14 protein-coding genes are annotated in these 17,423 nt (G+C 26.0%); 10 read left to right on the top strand and 4 right to left on the bottom strand.

Annotated features, from left to right (window positions below; all coding sequences use genetic code 11):
• Positions 1 to 354 precede the first annotated feature (354 nt).
• The 8 genes from GCL60_RS02965 to GCL60_RS03000 all read left to right on the top strand — a co-directional run bounded on the left by GCL60_RS02965 (position 355) and on the right by GCL60_RS03000 (position 10,401).
• Positions 355 to 1,500, top strand: coding sequence for a serine hydrolase domain-containing protein (locus tag GCL60_RS02965; RefSeq protein WP_153418374.1), 1,146 nt, complete (start codon positions 355 to 357; stop codon positions 1,498 to 1,500).
• 218 nt (positions 1,501 to 1,718) lie between these two features.
• Complete coding sequence (locus GCL60_RS02970; RefSeq protein WP_153418375.1) at positions 1,719 to 2,831, top strand: FUSC family protein; 1,113 nt, start codon at positions 1,719 to 1,721, stop codon at positions 2,829 to 2,831.
• Entirely contained in the window at positions 2,803 to 3,885 is a 1,083-nt protein-coding gene (locus GCL60_RS02975; protein ID WP_153418376.1) for an FUSC family protein, read from the top strand. The genes GCL60_RS02970 and GCL60_RS02975 overlap by 29 nt, the downstream gene beginning before the upstream one ends.
• Positions 3,886 to 4,754: 869 nt before the next feature.
• The gene (locus GCL60_RS02980) at positions 4,755 to 5,282 is read left to right on the top strand and encodes a hypothetical protein (RefSeq protein WP_153418377.1); all 528 of its coding nucleotides are present in this window, start codon (positions 4,755 to 4,757) and stop codon (positions 5,280 to 5,282) included.
• 183 nt (positions 5,283 to 5,465) lie between these two features.
• On the top strand, positions 5,466 to 5,978 hold the full coding sequence (locus GCL60_RS02985; RefSeq protein ID WP_153418378.1) for a hypothetical protein: 513 nt from the start codon (positions 5,466 to 5,468) through the stop codon (positions 5,976 to 5,978).
• A gap of 179 nt (positions 5,979 to 6,157) precedes the next feature.
• Entirely contained in the window at positions 6,158 to 7,267 is a 1,110-nt protein-coding gene (locus GCL60_RS02990; protein ID WP_153418379.1) for an alkene reductase, read from the top strand.
• 146 nt (positions 7,268 to 7,413) lie between these two features.
• Positions 7,414 to 9,021 (top strand): cache domain-containing protein, encoded by a 1,608-nt coding sequence (locus GCL60_RS17555; RefSeq protein ID WP_161998054.1) that lies wholly within the window; start codon positions 7,414 to 7,416, stop codon positions 9,019 to 9,021.
• Between the two features lie 225 nt (positions 9,022 to 9,246).
• Positions 9,247 to 10,401 carry a hypothetical protein gene (locus GCL60_RS03000; RefSeq protein ID WP_153418381.1) on the top strand — a complete coding sequence of 385 codons (1,155 nt, stop codon included), beginning with the start codon at positions 9,247 to 9,249 and terminating at the stop codon, positions 10,399 to 10,401.
• A gap of 33 nt (positions 10,402 to 10,434) precedes the next feature.
• On the opposite strand, the gene GCL60_RS03005 is transcribed toward GCL60_RS03000, so the two are convergent.
• Positions 10,435 to 11,352: a sterol desaturase family protein gene (locus tag GCL60_RS03005; protein ID WP_153418382.1), complete on the bottom strand. Its 918-nt coding sequence runs from the start codon at positions 11,350 to 11,352 to the stop codon at positions 10,435 to 10,437.
• A gap of 230 nt (positions 11,353 to 11,582) precedes the next feature.
• Here GCL60_RS03005 and mdcA point away from each other — a divergent pair, with 230 nt between their 5' ends.
• Positions 11,583 to 13,229, top strand: a complete 1,647-nt coding sequence (gene mdcA, locus GCL60_RS03010; RefSeq protein ID WP_153418383.1) for a malonate decarboxylase subunit alpha — start codon at positions 11,583 to 11,585, stop codon at positions 13,227 to 13,229.
• Positions 13,230 to 13,299: 70 nt separating this feature from the next.
• Positions 13,300 to 14,088 (top strand): hypothetical protein, encoded by a 789-nt coding sequence (locus GCL60_RS03015; protein ID WP_153418384.1) that lies wholly within the window; start codon positions 13,300 to 13,302, stop codon positions 14,086 to 14,088.
• Between the two features lie 10 nt (positions 14,089 to 14,098).
• Here GCL60_RS03015 and GCL60_RS03020 read toward each other — a convergent pair whose 3' ends face one another.
• From GCL60_RS03020 to GCL60_RS03030, 3 genes are all read right to left on the bottom strand, one after another.
• Positions 14,099 to 14,260, bottom strand: coding sequence for a hypothetical protein (locus GCL60_RS03020; protein ID WP_153418385.1), 162 nt, complete (start codon positions 14,258 to 14,260; stop codon positions 14,099 to 14,101).
• Positions 14,261 to 14,410: 150 nt separating this feature from the next.
• Positions 14,411 to 15,325 (bottom strand): OmpA family protein, encoded by a 915-nt coding sequence (locus GCL60_RS03025; protein WP_153418386.1) that lies wholly within the window; start codon positions 15,323 to 15,325, stop codon positions 14,411 to 14,413.
• Between the two features lie 40 nt (positions 15,326 to 15,365).
• Positions 15,366 to 17,360, bottom strand: a complete 1,995-nt coding sequence (locus GCL60_RS03030; RefSeq protein ID WP_153418387.1) for a hypothetical protein — start codon at positions 17,358 to 17,360, stop codon at positions 15,366 to 15,368.
• Positions 17,361 to 17,423: the final 63 nt, after the last annotated feature.

Consider the following 17,423-nt stretch of genomic DNA (forward strand, 5'->3'; position numbering starts at 1 on the left):
TAAGTTTTTGGGCTTTATTTTAGTTTATAGCGATAATAAATAATACTTCCTCATCTTTATTTCATATGAAAGAATAAAGCTTACAAAACTAACCAGTACTAGCATAGAGATAAAATTTGATAATTTTCAATTTTTTATTTGAACAGATTAATGACAATTAATTAAGTCAATCAGTTACCTTAAACTAACATTTTCATTAAGGATTGGCCCTCCTTATTTTTAATTTTTAATAATATCTTATACTTAAAAAGTACATCTTGACAGCGAATACATATAGATACAAGGATATATGCGCTTAGATTTAGGATCTGAGTTGAAACGATATGTTACTTAAGATCAATCATTTGGTGCCCCATGAAAAAAAAATCAATCTTCTTTTTCTCTTTCATTTTATCCTTAAATTTTGTTAATAAAGCTTATTCAAAAAACGAAAATAAAAATGAAATTTTAAATAAAATTAAAGATTTTACTCGTTCAATTGAAAAAGAAAAAAAAGAACAACAAGGATATGCAATAGCTATATTATATAAAGATCAAGTTATATATAAATCGGTTTACGGTAATCGAAAAGGAAACAAAAATCCAATTACTTCCAAAACTCTGTTTCCACTTGCTTCCGTTTCAAAACCAGTAACAGCAACCGCAGTTGCTTTAATGGTTCAAAAAGGAAAAATTGACCTATATGAACCTTTTAATTTACCTTATCTTAAAAATCCAATTCAATTCACAAATATTTTGAGCCATACTACGGGTTATCAGTTTTCAGGTAACATGGAAATAGAGCAAGGTTTTAATCGCACAAAGCTTTTAAATTCATTAAAAAATCATCCCGTAAATTGTGAACCTACAGATTGTTATCTTTATAGTAACGCTACTTTTAGTTTAGTTGAGGATGCTTTAGAGCTTAATAATTTAAATTTAAATGACATAATGTCTAATTTAAATCATTCTTTAAAAATAAATGATATAAAATTATTAACAAATAAATCAAATGCAGATGTTGCTTTTCCTCACCTTAAAGGCACAGTAAAAGGTAAAACGGTTTTTAAGCCGCTCCCTTTTCCTCCTTATTATCCTAAAGTTGTTCCTGCTTCTGCTGGAGTTTTTGCATCTATCAATGGCATGGTAGAGTTTTATAAACTCGCATTCGGATATAAACCAAAAATATTATCCCCAAAAATTGCAAAAAGTATGTTTACTCCGGTTATATTAAATAAAGATGCACATAAATGGAATATAAAATGGCCTGTAGATAAAAGCAAAATAGAATCCTCATATGCATTAGGCTGGCGCATTTTAAATATTAAAGACAGACCTAATAACACATATGTATATCATCCGGGATACATAAATGGCATAACTTCATTTATAGGATATATCCCTTCTAAAGAAGTTGGAATTATTATATTAACAAATCAGGGTTCAAAATTTGCTTCAAAAAATGGTATTGAATTATGGAGAAATTTAATTAAAAATGAAAAAAAAATTGCTAAACTTTAATTATAATAATAAATTCATTTAATTCCTAAAATCTTTTTTTAGCTAATTTAAAATTTTCAATAAATCACCACTTACTTCACTCATTTTTCTTTACACTCAAAATAAAATAAACTGGTTTACTTAATTTTAATATCCATGTTTTCTAATTATTAAAAAAAGTATATTGATAAAAAGAATGGGTGGTTATTTTGACTGCCTTATATAACGGAAAAAGCTTAATGAAAATTAAAAACGAATTTTTCTTTTTTATAAAAAATGAATTTTCTTTCAGCAAAACTAAACTCATATATGCTTTAAAAATCACAATTGCAGCAAGCATTGGAGGTGCGATTGCATTTTACCTATCCTACTACAAACAAATTGGACTTGGCTGGTGGATAGGTTCGAGCATTTTTGCAATACCAAGTATTACCTTAGCTGCTAGTTTAAAAAAAGGAATTCAAAGGGTCAATGCAACCTTTCTTGGGTGCTTTGTCGGTTTTATCCTCTCACTAATTATAGAAAAAAATAACTTTTTATTTATTTTATTTACTTTAATAACAACCTCAATTTGGTGTACATTAAGTTTTGGTTCAAAAAAATTTAGTTATCAATATTTTTTATCTGGAATATTAAGCCTGATGATCATGGCTGCTTTATTTGAAAATGAATCTCCATTATATTTAGCAATTGCTAGAATAATAGATACCATTATTGGCGTTATTATAACATTAGTTATTTTTTATTGCCTATGGCCAAAGCGCCAGAAAATAATTTGGCAGGTATTTGAGCATGAAAAAATAATAGTACAAAAATTATCTTTAATATATGAGCATAAATCAAACTCAATTTTGCATGAAAAAGAATTAAATTCTATGCTAAATAGAAGAATGGAAATTCAAATTATCGACGAATTATCATTATTAAAACAATTTCAAGATGATATAAAATTAGAGTTTTTTGAAAAAGATAAAAAAATAAAACTCATAAACGAAACTTTTTCTTACTATGAAGAACTTTTTATACTTATTAAAAGTCTTCCAAAATTCTCTATAACAGAAGGCAAATCCATTGCACACTTAAGCCAAATTAAACCAATTTTAGAACAAATATTTTCTAAAATCTCGCAATCTATTAAAGAAAATAAACTGAACTCTGAAATTGAGCTTTTGTTTCATGAGCTAAAAGAAAAATTAGAAATATCTGCAGCACAAAAAGAATTTTTAAATTATAGCATTATATCAAATTTAAAATTTTACTCATTTATTGATAGCTCCGAAAAAATAATTAATAAAATTCACTTTCATATGAAAAGTAATCAAAATGAAATTCGCATCAGTGGTTTTAAATGACTTTAAAACGATTTTAACAAAAGATAGTTTACGATTTGGAATAAAATGTGGCGTCCTCTCCTGCATCTTTGCAGCCATTTGGATATATTACAAAATACCTATGGGCTTTTGGGGCGTGTATAGTGCTTATATTGTAATGCAAAACCATACAGGAAGCACATTAAAAAAAGGTGTGCAAAGAATATCAGGTCATATTATTATTGCTATTTTTTCTTATTTTTATGCAATTATTTTTTTAAATGGGTATTTACTTTTATCAATTATACCAGTTATAGTTGGTTATTTTATACTTGGCTATCTAGTGGCATGTAGTGATCATATTCGATATGCAGGAATTTCAGGAGGCATTGGTTTTGGAATTATGCTTTTTGAATATCCTCTTGATAAATTAACTTTGCAAGTTGTTTATTTAAGATCTGGAATTATTATTGGCAGTGCTATAGTGGGAATTATTTTTGATCATTTTGTATTTCCAGTTAAAACCAGTGCTGTATTTAATGATCAATTAAAGAAAAATATTTCTCTACTATCAAATGTTATAAACTCAGTTGAAAAAAAACAATTACCAGAACTTGAAGAAAACTTAAATAATGTAAATTTAAATATTTATCAAACGTCTAAACAAATAACTGATTTTTCAATATTTCAAGCAAGCAGAAAAAAGTTTATTTATTTAGAAATATTTAACTCATTAAAATGTATTTTTTATAATTTTAAAAAATACAAATTATTATTAGAATATAAAAATCCATTTTTGATATCTGAGCAAATTGACTTGAATGAAAAAGAAATAATACTTTTTATTAAAAACAAGTTTTCCGAAATAGAAAAATTATTTTCTATTTCTTTTTTTAAGAGTGAATTTTTAGAAAATAAAAATTCACAAACATTAAACTTAAAAGAACATATTGTTAATATTAGATCTCTGAACTGGTATATTAAAGCCCCTCTTGAGAATAGAATAAATATATATAGTAGACTTGAAAATTTATATCAAATAGCAAATGAATTAAATTATTGCCACGAAGTTATTTTAAAAAATATTAAAAAATAAAGTTACTTCTTGATTTATAAGGTCGCAATTCCTTATTAGAACTTCTTTTGAGATTTATATTCATTATAGAATAATTTTAAAGTCAATGTAATTTATCATTTTTAAATTGGTATAAAATAGGAACTTGAGTATCATTGCTATGAGTTACTAAAAAACTATCTCCATTTTATCGAAGAAAATTAAATCCGCATTTTCTCTAGAAAAGCCTGCAATATGATAACAATGACCCGCTGCTTTTGAGCATTTGAGGACAAACGAATATTAATGACGATAATTTTCTGCCGAAATCATAGTCTTATTAAAGTATTTCCTGAAAAGGAAATAGGCCCCCAACTTTCAAATTCTTCAAGGGGCTGTGATTTTATATTTTCATGAAAGTATTATTTAAATAATAATCTAAACTTCCATCTTGTGTTAAAATAAAACCACTACCTTTACTTTGGAAAGACATATCAGCAATTGGTGAGTATGTTGAATTAGGTTTTATTATTGTTACTGTATTTTTATCAATACTCCATTCTTCGAAATTATACTTTTAGAAAAATAATCAAAAAAATAAAATTGAATATTCCCAATAAAAGGCAATCCAAATTTTAAATTTATTTGCCTATCTGAGAACAATTTAGCTACATCGCTGAATCATTGATCCCAAAGGAAATTATCATTAAACAAACGTTGCATTAATAATAATCCAAAAGAACCCCAAATAGGATAAAATAAGTTTTTTTCAATTTAGGTATGAGTCAATTGACTGTCTTAAAAAAGTGACAAATTTTCTCTTTTTAGTGAGAATAGTATAATCTGCTTAATCGCTTGATAATATAAAAAATGAGTATGAATGCTCATTTTATCAAAAAAGGAATACCAAAATGAAATATTTGAGAGAAAAAAATATTTTTAAGAGTATACTCTTAGCATCAACAGTATATTTTATTTTACCTGTTTATGCTAAATCTGCAGATCAAGAGTTTATGCCAAATGACGGTGCTTATGTTCAAATAGATCTCTCTGAAAAGCATAGCAATATTGCCGAAGTTGAAATAAAAATACCGTCAATAATGGCCTATGGATTTGAAGGAAAAACAAAAAGCCCAGAAGAAGAAAAAACAAAGAAATCCGTTGATAGTTATCTCAAGAAAAATTTTCAAAATATCATTATTTTTGATAAAAGTTTAGAATGTAATTTTAAGTTTAAAAAATTTGAAGAAGATATTATAAATAATAAAATTTCTTCGAAATTTAAGGTTACTTGTAAATCGGATCTATTAAATAAAAAAGTGAATTTTGATTTTTCAAAAGTTTTTAAAGATGTTCGTAAAATAAATTATGAAGTAGAAGGGAAACAGGAAATTAAAAATTCTATCCCTCTAAATAAAGGAAGCATTATAATAAAATAATCTTTTATATTAAACTATAAATTAGAAATTATTCTTTTTTTATTTAAATGTAAAAATAATGCTTGAAAATAATTGAAAAATGTATAAATAGTTAGTTGTAGACAAATTTTTCTATAAACTGTTAAATCGTTTTTTAATTTTGTTCTAAAAAATAGCATAAAGCAAATAAACTAGAGGTGCACAATGGTATTTTTTAAAAAAGTGTCTTTACAGTTATTTCTATTTCCATTATTTTTTTCTAGTGCTGTTCAAGCCCAAAATTCAAGTAATAAAATAGGATCTTTTTGTATTTTTCAAAATAATCCAACCCAAGGAGAATGGGCAAAAGATGCAAATGGAAAGATTATTGAGCTTAATGTTAGATTTATTAAAAACATGAAATGTGATGATTATGAATTTGAAGAAATTAAAAGATATACTGATTTTTATGCAGTTGATTTCAGTAGTCTTCCTATACTTATAAAATCATGCAAAAATTTAAAAAATAGTTTATTAAGTGAGGCTTCATCAAGACAAAATATTCAAAATCAAAATATTGACTTAAATGATTTAGATAATTACCTATCACCTCAAGCTAGAATAATACCTGATATAAATGAAACAAATAATAATTTTATCTTATCTCCATTTGCAATTCAAAATCAAGTTCGTATTAATGATTATCTATTTTTATCAACTTACTACACATGTAAATAAATAAAATAAAAGTAAATAAATAATCAATAAAATACAAATATTTTAATAATATTTGTATTTTATTGATAAATTTTTGAGTCTAATTTTATTCGTTTTTAGTTTAAAAATATGCTATACAAAAATTTGTTTTAGAATTTACTGTTTCTTTTGAAAGTCCAAAATATTCTAAAGGAGTCCTCATGTCTATTTTATTTGAGCCCATTAAAATAGGTGATTTATCTTTAAAAAATAGAATTGTGTTAGCCCCTTTAACAAGATCTAGAGCAAACTATCAAAGAATTCCAAATGATCTAATGAAAAAATATTATAGCCTTAGATCCTCCTTTGGTCTGATTATAACAGAAGCTACTTCTGTGGAGCTATTAGGCGTTGGTTACCCAAGAACACCCGGAATTTGGAATGAAGAGCAAATATATGCTTGGAGGCAAATTACAGACGAAGTACACGAAAAAGGAGGAACAATCATTATGCAGCTTTGGCATGTAGGCCGTGTATCTGACCCTCTTTATACTAATGGACAGACTCCTATTGGACCAAGTGCTATTGCAGCTAAGCAAAAAGTATCGCTTATTCGACCTGAAAAATTTTATGAAACACCAAGAGAAGTTTCTTTAGCAGAAATAAATCAGCTAATTCATATTTATAAAAAGGGTGCCGAAAATGCCAAAAAAGCGGGTTTTGATGGTGTTGAGATTCATGGGGCTAATGGATATCTCTTAGATCAATTTTTACAAAGCAAATCGAATGTAAGAAAAGATAAATATGGTGGATCAATTGAAAATAGAGCACGATTTCCATTAGAAGTTGTTGATGCCGTGATTGACACTTGGGGCTCGAGTCGTGTGGGATACCATATCGCACCAAGAGGAGATGCTCTAGATATGGGAGATCAAAATCCACTTGAAACATTTAGTTACCTTGTATCAGAATTGTCAAAACGAAACTTAGCATTTATTTGTGCTCGTGAGTATGAATCAAAAGACAGTATTAGTCCTCAACTCAGAAAAATATTTACAGGAAAATTCATTGCAAATGAAGGATATACTAAAGAAACAGCTGAAATGACGATAAAAAATGGAAATGCGGATGCTGTTGCTTTTGGAAAACTTTCTATTCCAAATCCAAATTTAGTAGAAAAATTTATAAAAAATGAAAAATTAAATATTCCACAAGTTAAAGACTTTTATAATGAACACAAATATTTATTTGACTTAGCAGAGACTATGCCAAGCAAAGGTTATTACGAAACAGATAAATTAGGTTACACTGAGTTTCCTACTGAGTCTTAATATAAATCATTTTTATAATTTGTTTATTCAGCCACAATTTTCATTTCTAACATAATTTTGACTTTCACCTATAATTCTTAAAATTTTTTATTTTTTTAATGTAAACTTATACTTAATTAATTTTAAATTCTGCTATGAGTGTGATTATGAATTTTTTTCAGCTTTTAATAAAAAATATCAAATCACTTAAATTATCAATTGGAGGCGCAGTATTAACAGCTGTTCCTTTAATGCTGATATTTATCTTTGTTACATTGCCATCATATCAAGAAAGAATAGAGCTTTCTAAAAAAAATACAGTCCAAGCGGCAACAGAAGCTGTTTATCAAACCTTACAGTTTTTTTATAATAAAGAAAAATTAGGAGAACTTACAAAACAACAAGCTCAAAAATCTGCGATTGATCAAGTTAAAATCTTAAGATATGGCGATAACGAATATTTCTGGTTAAATGATTTAGAACCTAAAATGATCATGAATCCAGTTAGACCTGACCTAGATGGAAAAAATATTTCTGATTTTAAGGACCCTAACGGAAAAAAAATATTTCAAGAAATGGTTGCTTTAGCTAAATCTAATGGATCTGGTTTTGTTGATTATATGTGGCCCAAACAAAATTACCCGGATCCACAGCCTAAAACTTCTTTTATTAAATTGTTTGAACCTTGGGGCTGGTTAATTGGAAGTGGTGTTTATGCAGATGATATTGCCAAAGAGATATCTCAAGTTAGAAAAGAAAATTTATTATGGCTTGCTTTTGCAATGTTAATTGCAATTATCATATCACTTTGGGTTGGTATGCAACAATTATTAAAAGTGGTCATCCCAGTAAAAAATGTAATTTCATCGTTAAAAGATCAAACAAATGATCTTATGAAAACTTCCGAAGAGTTAAGTAACACGTCACAAAATTTAAATTCTGCAGGACAAACACAATCCTCTTCAATTCATGAAACCGCAGCTGCTATGACTCAAATGAATGAAATGATCTCAAAAACAGCTGATTCAGCTTCACAATCATCCTCATTATCTTCTGATACAAAAAAAATGATTGAACAAAGTTTACTATCACTTCAGTCACTGAATATGGCTATGAATTCAATTATTCAATCCCAAGATTCATTAAAAAAAACAATTGCTATGAATTTAGAAAAAATGCAAGAAGTTGGTATGATAATCAATCAAATTTCAGATAAAACAAAAGTAATAAATGATATTGTTTTTCAAACTAAATTACTTTCTTTTAATGCTTCCGTTGAAGCAGCCAGAGCAGGTGATGCTGGTAAAGGATTTGCAGTTGTTGCTGAGGAAGTAGGAAATCTTGCTCAAATGAGTGGAGGAGCATCTATAGAAATTTCAAGTATTGTATCAAATTCCAATCAAAGAGTAGATGAGTTAATTCAATCATTTAAAGATAACTTTACTATTGCAATTGAACAAGTCTCAAAATCTGTAGAAATTGGTTTAAAAAATTGTCAAAGTTCTTTAGATACTCTTTCAAAAGTAGTGGATATGGCAACTCGCTCAAGTGAAATGGCAGAAACAATAAGTGCGGCAAATTCAGAACAATCAAAAGGAAGCTTAGAAGCAACAAATGCTCTACGCTTAATGGAACAAACAAGTCAAAAAATGAATGAAATTGTTTCACAGACAGACACTTGCTCAAACCATTTATTAATACGTGCTCAACAGTTGACAGAACTAACAAATACATTAAGCAATATTTTATCAAAAGAAAAATTCCATGAAGCTTAATTTTTAATTTAACATCAAATATTTTATATAAATAGTTAAATATTAACTTTTATAAATAAACAAAATTAAATCAAGTAACTTTATAAAAAATAAATAGAATAAATTAAATATAAATTGATTATTAATAAAAATTATGAAATAATTTTATAAGAAAGCTGTTTAAAATTTTTAAATATTTAAATAAAAAATTTAATTATCCTTATTGAATTTGGAGTAGTCATATTTATGAAAAAAATATCAAATTCAGGTTTTTATTCAATTATTTTTATATCATTTTGCTATAATTCTGTTTATGCAACTGAAAGAAGTCCTAGTTGTTCTACAAAAGATATAAATGACATAAAAAATATTGCCTCAATAATAGTAAAAGAAGCTTTAGCTAGTGGAAAATGTATTGCTTTTAATGAAAAGGAAAGTAATGACCGTGTAAGTTATTATCAATATATATTTTCTTCGTCTTCCTCATTTTATTCCTGCAGATTAGCAAAATCAGCTTATATTGTTACGGATGATTCAACTACAGCTAACACTGCTCCCTTATTAAAGTGTGTGTCAGGAGAGCCATTAGCAGATAAAGAAAAATGGGATAATTATTTTAAGGAATATAATAAATATGTTGAAAAAACAAACGATTTAAAAAGTAAATGGAAAAATTTATTACAAATAGCTCTTAATCCTTTACCAAAACATAATGAAAGTGATCATTTTAAAGCTGCAATATATACAACCTATAATTATACTAAAAATACAACTGGAAAGTTACCTCCTGGAGTTGAAGTTTGGTTTACTCAAGTAGATGAAATGGCAAATACATGTAACAAAATTCCAGATAGAAAATCATTATCTAAAGAACAATTATCTTTAAGATTTAGTCAATTACTTGGATTACCTCCAGATGCCCCAAGTGATCCTCAGCACAAATTTGCTTTTATTTCTATTCCTAATATACAAGTGTCTGGAAATGTAGAATACAGAAAAGACAATAATGCTTTTAATGGACTTAAGGGACCAGGAGTATTTAGACCTTGTGCATCTATAGACTATAATACAGAAGATAATATTTGTAGTCCGATAGATAATATTCCATTAAATGAATCAATATTAAAAGATGAAATTCAAAAAGATGATAAAGTTTCTAGTAATGAACTTCTTGAAAAAGATTTATCTAAATGGGCCGCGTATCAATTCTACAAAAGATATGACATTAAAGATGGCTGGCCTCAATATCCTTGGACTGGCCGAGGTTATACCTATGATTGGAATTCGGATAGAAGAGATCACTATGGTTTATCTGAATATGTAATGTCACAAAATACAGAATATTATGTGTATAATACAAAATCAATAGAAGAATTTATAAAAGACTGTAGAGATCTATAAATTTATTAAAATTAAAAATATTTATTATTTAATTTATATTTTACTATTATAATATTCCTTTTGAAGTTGTTTCGTTGTTTTTGAACTGCCGTCATGACTCCATCCAGGGACATAAATAAAATATAGAAATTTATTTTTAATTCCTTTAGCTTTATTAATATCACGAAACATCATTTTAAAAGTCTCAAAATTTAATTTAAATACATTATCTGTTTTTAAATCATGCAAAACACCATATTCAACTTTTTCTTTTTCTCTTTCAAATGTTTTAAATAAAATATCCCATATGATAAATATGCCTCCATAATTCTTATCTAAATATTGTATATTTTTAGCATGATGGACTCTATGATGACTTGCTGTATTAAAAATATAGTCTAATAGATAAATTCTTCCTGTATATTTTGTATGTAACCAAAATTGATATGTAAAATTAATTGCCATTTGGAAAAATATATCTTCTAATTTAAATCCCAATAAAAAAAGAGGAATATAAAATAAACCTTGAGGAACATAATCTAAAAAAGAAGCTCTTAAAAACACCGTAAAGTTATATTTTTTTGAAGAGTGATGAACTTCATGAATACACCATAAAAAACGACTTACATGAGATATTCTATGGAACCAATAATAACAAAAATCATCTGTAAAAATAAGTATTAAAAATGCCCACCAATATAATTTCTCACCTCTAATTAATGCACTCCATACTCCAGGCATTTCAAAAAAAGCAAATTTTGAAAATATTTCATATAAAAATATTGTTAAAGATGTTCCTAATATAACAGGAAAAATAAGATAAAAAAGTCCTGTTCCTATATTAAAAAATGAATCATTTTTTTCATAGTTATTTAAATTATTTTTATATGAAATCAAATATTCAATCAATATAGCTAAAAAAAATAAAACATAAGAACAAATGCTAAAAGCATTTAGATATTTTTCTACCATGATAAAACTCCTTTAATTAAATAAAGAAAATTATTTAATTTTAAAAATATTATTAAGATTATGTGTGTATTATTTCCATATAATAATTTTGAATTTTTGTCAATATATAAAATTATTTATTATCCAGTATTTTTAATTTTATTTTTTTTTATTTAAGATACAATTTCAAAAGATCAATTTTGTTGCATTGATATTCATTTATATTTTTTGTAATTGGAAGGCTAAATCTAATGGAAGAAAAAATAAATTCAAAATTTAAAGATAATAAAAAAAGAAAAATAAATAGAATTTGTAATAAATTAGAAAATAAATGGGTAAAATCTGAAGACATTGTCAATATTTTAGAAAATATTATTGAACCATTTGATAGAGTTTGTATAGAAGGAAACAATCAAAAACAAGCCGTTTTTTTATCAAAATCTTTAAACAAAGTAAATCCAAAATTAGTACATGATATTCATATCCTTCAATCAACTCTTATCCTACCAGAGCATATAGAAGTATTTGAAAATGGAATTGCAAACAAAATTGATTTTTCATATGCTTCTATATTTGGTAAAAAACTTGCTCAGCTATGCCAGGAAGGAAAATTAAAAATTGAAGGAATGCATACCTTTTTAGAATTATATGCAAGATATTTTTTAGACCTGACTCCCAATGTTTGTTTAGTTATAGCTGAAAAAGCAGATAAAGAAGGAAATTTGTACACAGGTGCAAACACAGAAGACACACCAACTATTATTGAAGCAACATCTTTTAAAGATGGCATTGTCATTGTTGAAGTAAATGAAGTTGTTGATAAACTACCCCGTGTTGATATTCCTTCCGACTGGGTAGATATTTTAGTAAAGAGCCCCTTAAAAACAACAATTCATCCTTTATTTACAAGAGATCCTGCTAAAATAAATGAGACAAAAATATTAATGGCAATGTTAGTCATAAAAGGAATTTATGCAAAATATGAAGTAAACAGATTAAATCATGGTGTAGGATATAGCACAAGCGCCATTGAACTTTTATTACCTACATATGCTACTGAATTAGGTCTTAAAAATAAAATATGTGAATATATGATGATTAATCCAGTTCCCACTTTAATACCAGCTATAGAGTGTGGTTTCGTAAAAAAAATTGTTTCACCAGGTGGCGAAGCAGGAATGAATCTATATGTTAAATCAAGACCAGACGTATTTTTTACAGGAGGAGATGGTACTTTAAGGTCTAATCGCTGCATTGCTCAATTAGTTGGCCTTTACGGTATAGATTTATTTGCTGGCGCAACTTTACAAATAGATATATACGGAAATAGTTCAACAGCGACAATAAATAGATTAACAGGATTTGGAGGAGCTCCTAACATTGGAGGAAACTCAAGCGGACGAAGACATATATCAAATCCATGGAAAAAAGCTGGTTTAGAATACCAAAAGAATGATGATGAAATATTTAAAGGTAAAAAACTTGTTCTTCAAATAGTTGAAACTTTCCAACCTTCGGGTGAACCTTCTTTTGTAGAAAAACTTGATGCTTTTGAAGTACAAAAAAAGTTTCAAATGGAATTACCATTAATAATGATTTATGCTGAAGACGTAACACAAATCATTACAGAAGAAGGAATTGCTAATTTACTTTTGTGCAGAAATTTAGAAGATCGTGAACACGCAATAAGAGGAATAGCGGGACACACCCCTGTTGGATTAAAAAGAGATATTAAGAAAATAAATGAATTACGAGAAAGAAAAATTATAATATATCCTGAAGATATTGGAATTGACAGAAAAGATGCTAAAAGAGATTTGCTAGCTGCAAAATCCATTCAAGAGTTAGTAGAATATTCACAAGGTCTATATTTACCACCTAAGAAATTTATTGACTAAATAATTATACATTGATTTTTTAAACTGTTAAATTATTTAATGATTAGCCTTTTTTAAAGGAAAATATATTTTGTTATTCTTTAGAATTTTATTCATTTTAAATTTTTATCCCTTTCTTTGTCATGCAAAGAGTTTGCCTTTTCATATTTGCGCAGATGACTTTAGATTGGAGTTAGATAAAAAAGATAAATCTGAAAATTTAAATATCGATATTTTAAAAATGGCAATCCAAAACTTAAAAAACAAAATAAATATAGAATTAAATTTAGAACATATGCCTTTGAGCCGATGTTTTGAACTATTAAAAAAAGGCCAAATGGACGCTGCGCTAAATCTATCTTATAATGAAGAGCGTGCTTCTTATTTAGAATATCCTCCAGAATCTGGACCAAATGAAAAAGAAACATGTTCTTCTCAATTTAAAGTAGCATGTTCAGGCTATGTTGTTATTACAATGAAATCTAATTTATATGAATATAATGGAAAACAAGAAAGTCTGCCAATTCCTGTTCGATCAGCAAGAGGTTACTCAATTACAAAAGACTTAGAAAAAATATTTCACGATAGATTAGAAACTAGTAAAAGTGATAAAGTAAATATATTAAAACTAATAAGAGATAATGAAGGCTCTGTGATTGCTCACTTTGCTTTTCCTGTAAATATTAATAAATTTAAAAAAATGTCTGATAAAATTAAAATCCACAAAAAATATTTTACAATTCGATCTTATTTTATACCATTTTCTAAAAAATCAAAATTTCCAGAAACTGAAAAAAAATTATTTTGGGAAGAAATTGCTAAAATTGCAAATAATAAAGATATTATTGATAAAATAATATCTTCTTATTCTATATATTAAATTATAAAACTTATTTAACCATCTTTTCTTGTGTTGCTGGATGGCTATCGTAACATTTTTCTACATCTTCCCTAGAAAAATGTTTTGCCTTACATTTAGTACAAACATATTTTGCACCATCTCTTTTATATTTTTCACTTTTGATTTTTTCCTCTTTTGGATTCATATTCATAAGTTGAGATCCTCCTTTAAAACGATATCGGAACTCTTACTTCTATCTTTATTCTTTCTGAAATAAAAAATACTCTTTTTAATGAAAAAGAGTATTTAATTTATTAATAATATAAACATATTACAATATAAAGCCAGAAAAAAGAGGCTTTTATAACTTCATAGACAATTCTAGTCCCACTCTTGTCGCATAACGAGTTCTTCCCGCTCCAAAACCAATGCTAAAATGAGAATTTTCATAACCAAAACGACCTTCTCCACCACCATCAAAATCAGCTTGTTGTTTTTGATTGGTAACAATTCCAGAGAGGCCACGAACCCCAATAAAAAAGCCTTGGTGCTTACCTGTGGTTAAATAAGCTCCAGCTAAAGCATACCCTGTATTAATTGAATAAACATCATCATTGACCATTTGGTTGGCATTTAATCCCAATTCATATTTAAAATTATCATATGGGTGAATTTGAATTCCAGCTAATAATCCATAAGAAAAATAAGGAGCAATTTTGTCTTTCATAAAGATGTCACGCGCCACTCTTGAACCGATAAAGAATTGAATATCTGATACTTCTTTTTTTGCTTCAACAGGAACTTCAACTTGTACATAAACTTTCTTTTCAACAATTTTTTCAATTGGTTTTTCAATTTCAATCGTTCTAATTTCAGGACTTAATTTATTACTTGTTAAAATTAAAATATGAACTTTTTTTCCTAACACATGGTTTCTTCCCATGGAAAGTTCTTCTGTAATTGCTGTTTTAAAACGATCGGGTTGTGAATTTAAAAAATCACGAGCTGAATCGAGCCTTTTTTGTGCTAAAATTTCATTGTTTTTAACATTCCCAATTTGATTGGCAGAAGAAATAACATAAATTAATTTAATCACTTCATTTTCTGGAATTTTTTGAATACATTTTTCCAAAGTTTCTTTATGCTGAATATTGTATTTACCTAATGCAAATTCAACTTCACATTTGTATTTTTTAGTTAAATCTTTATTTTTTGAATAGGCATTCAAGTTCATTAAAGATAATAATAGAAGAAATAATTTTATTTTTAGTTTCATTTTTAACACCACTTTATTTTAATTATTATATTACTGTAATTTATTTGTTTTTAACTATAATTTCACGGCGAATGTTTATATTTTCTCCAAAATTTCCATTAAAACATTTTTCTACTAACTTATCATCTTTTATTGAGTAGAAACAAGCATTCATATAAATATTACCTGAAATAATATCTGTATATTTATTTAATTCAATTTTTAAATACTTATCTTTACTTATCAATTCATCATCAGAATTTAAAATATTCAATTTAGATTTAGCATTATTATCTACAAGCCAAAATTCATAATTTTCATCATTATTAATCAATGAGTACTTATTAGATACTGAACTATGACCATGTGTTATTTGATCAGAAAAATATCTAGAGAATATAATTGCATGCATTTCATTAATTAAATCATTATTTAGTTTTGTTTCTTTAGGTGCATCTATAATAGTATATCTTGTTCGTGTTATTTCATCTAAAAATCCTGAAAGTAATTGAGGAGAATATCTATTAAGATATTTTATTTTATTTGGAAAATGAAAAGAATATAAACTTTTTACTTTATCCTCAATATGAATAATAAAAGCATCATTAAATAGCTGAGAATTATATTTAAAAAATTCAATATTTAATATATTATTATTATCGGAGTTATCTTTTTTATTATTTAAGCATTTATTTATTTTATTTCTAGACATTTGATAATTAGTAATTTCAGTACTTTCAATTGATGAAATTTCGATAAGATATGGAAATTTATCAATAGAAGACCTGTCATTAAAAGGTAAATATTCTAGAGACCTTCCAGAGCTTAAGTTTAGATCTTTAGAACAGTCCATAGTAAAATTAGGAAATGGTTTAAGAGTTTTAAAAATTGATGTTTTGTTTTTAAGCAATTCAATTTCATTATTATTTTTTCTTAATTGAATTTCTAAATTTGATAATGCTTTATTTTTATTTTCTATTATTAATAATAAATTATCAATAATGAATTTATATAGACTATTATAATTTTTAATTTTAGGATCATAAACTGCATCTTGTAATAATTTATATTCATTCTTAATATAATTACTTTTATTTTTATAATCTTTTATTATATTTTTTTGAATTAAATAAATTTTCATACTATTAGAAAATTCATTTTCTAATTCACTTATAATATCTTTCTTAAAACTTTCAATCGTAAAAGATTCATGTTTTTCTGTTGGTATACCTAATTTATTTAAAATTTCCGTCTTACTATTTCTTTTTATTTGATCAACAATAATTGCAATTTTTTCATTAATTAATTGAATTATATTAGCATTAGTTTTTAAATCATTTACAATATATTCAATTGTATTATCATTAGAATATATTGTAAAATTATCAATATTAATATTTTTCAAAATTTTAGCAAAATCATTATATAACTTATTTTTTTCTTCTTCACTTGAAGAAGAGATTCTCCTGTTTATTTCTTCAAATATTTCATTAGCATTTCCACTAACTATTTTTTGAGTTATATTGTTATAATTTTCTTTACTATCATCAACATAAATTAATTTATTTAATTGCGGAGTTAATTCTTTATGAATTCTATTTTTATATAAATTTTCAAAATAATAATCTAAATAAGAAGATATTAAATTAAATAATTCATCAAAATTAATTTCATTTAAGCTTTTATTGCTTTCAAGATTATTTAAGTATTTTATTGTTTCATTAAACTTATTATCACCTAATATATTAAATTTATTTATTAATTTTGTTTTTAAACTTGAAATCAATAATTTGTTATAATCCTTAAAATCTTTATCTGTATTATATAATTGATTCGTCAATTCTAATATTTTTGAATTTAATATCATATTTTCATTTACAAGATTATTGATTTTATTTTCAAATTCTTTGATTTGGTCAAATGGAATTTCTGATTTTGTTATCACTTTCTCAGTAGGTGTTTGGGCTTTTCTCTTATTATCCACTGCATTCCCACAGCCAAATAAAATGGGTGAAACAAGAAAAAATGTACTAGTATTATAAAATTTATATCTCATAAAAAAATCCTTTATTATTTTATCCAAAATTGCTTATATTTTATGCAATTTGTTAAAATTTTA

This window comes from Silvanigrella paludirubra, from assembly GCF_009208775.1.
Taxonomy (GTDB): domain Bacteria; phylum Bdellovibrionota_B; class Oligoflexia; order Silvanigrellales; family Silvanigrellaceae; genus Silvanigrella; species Silvanigrella paludirubra.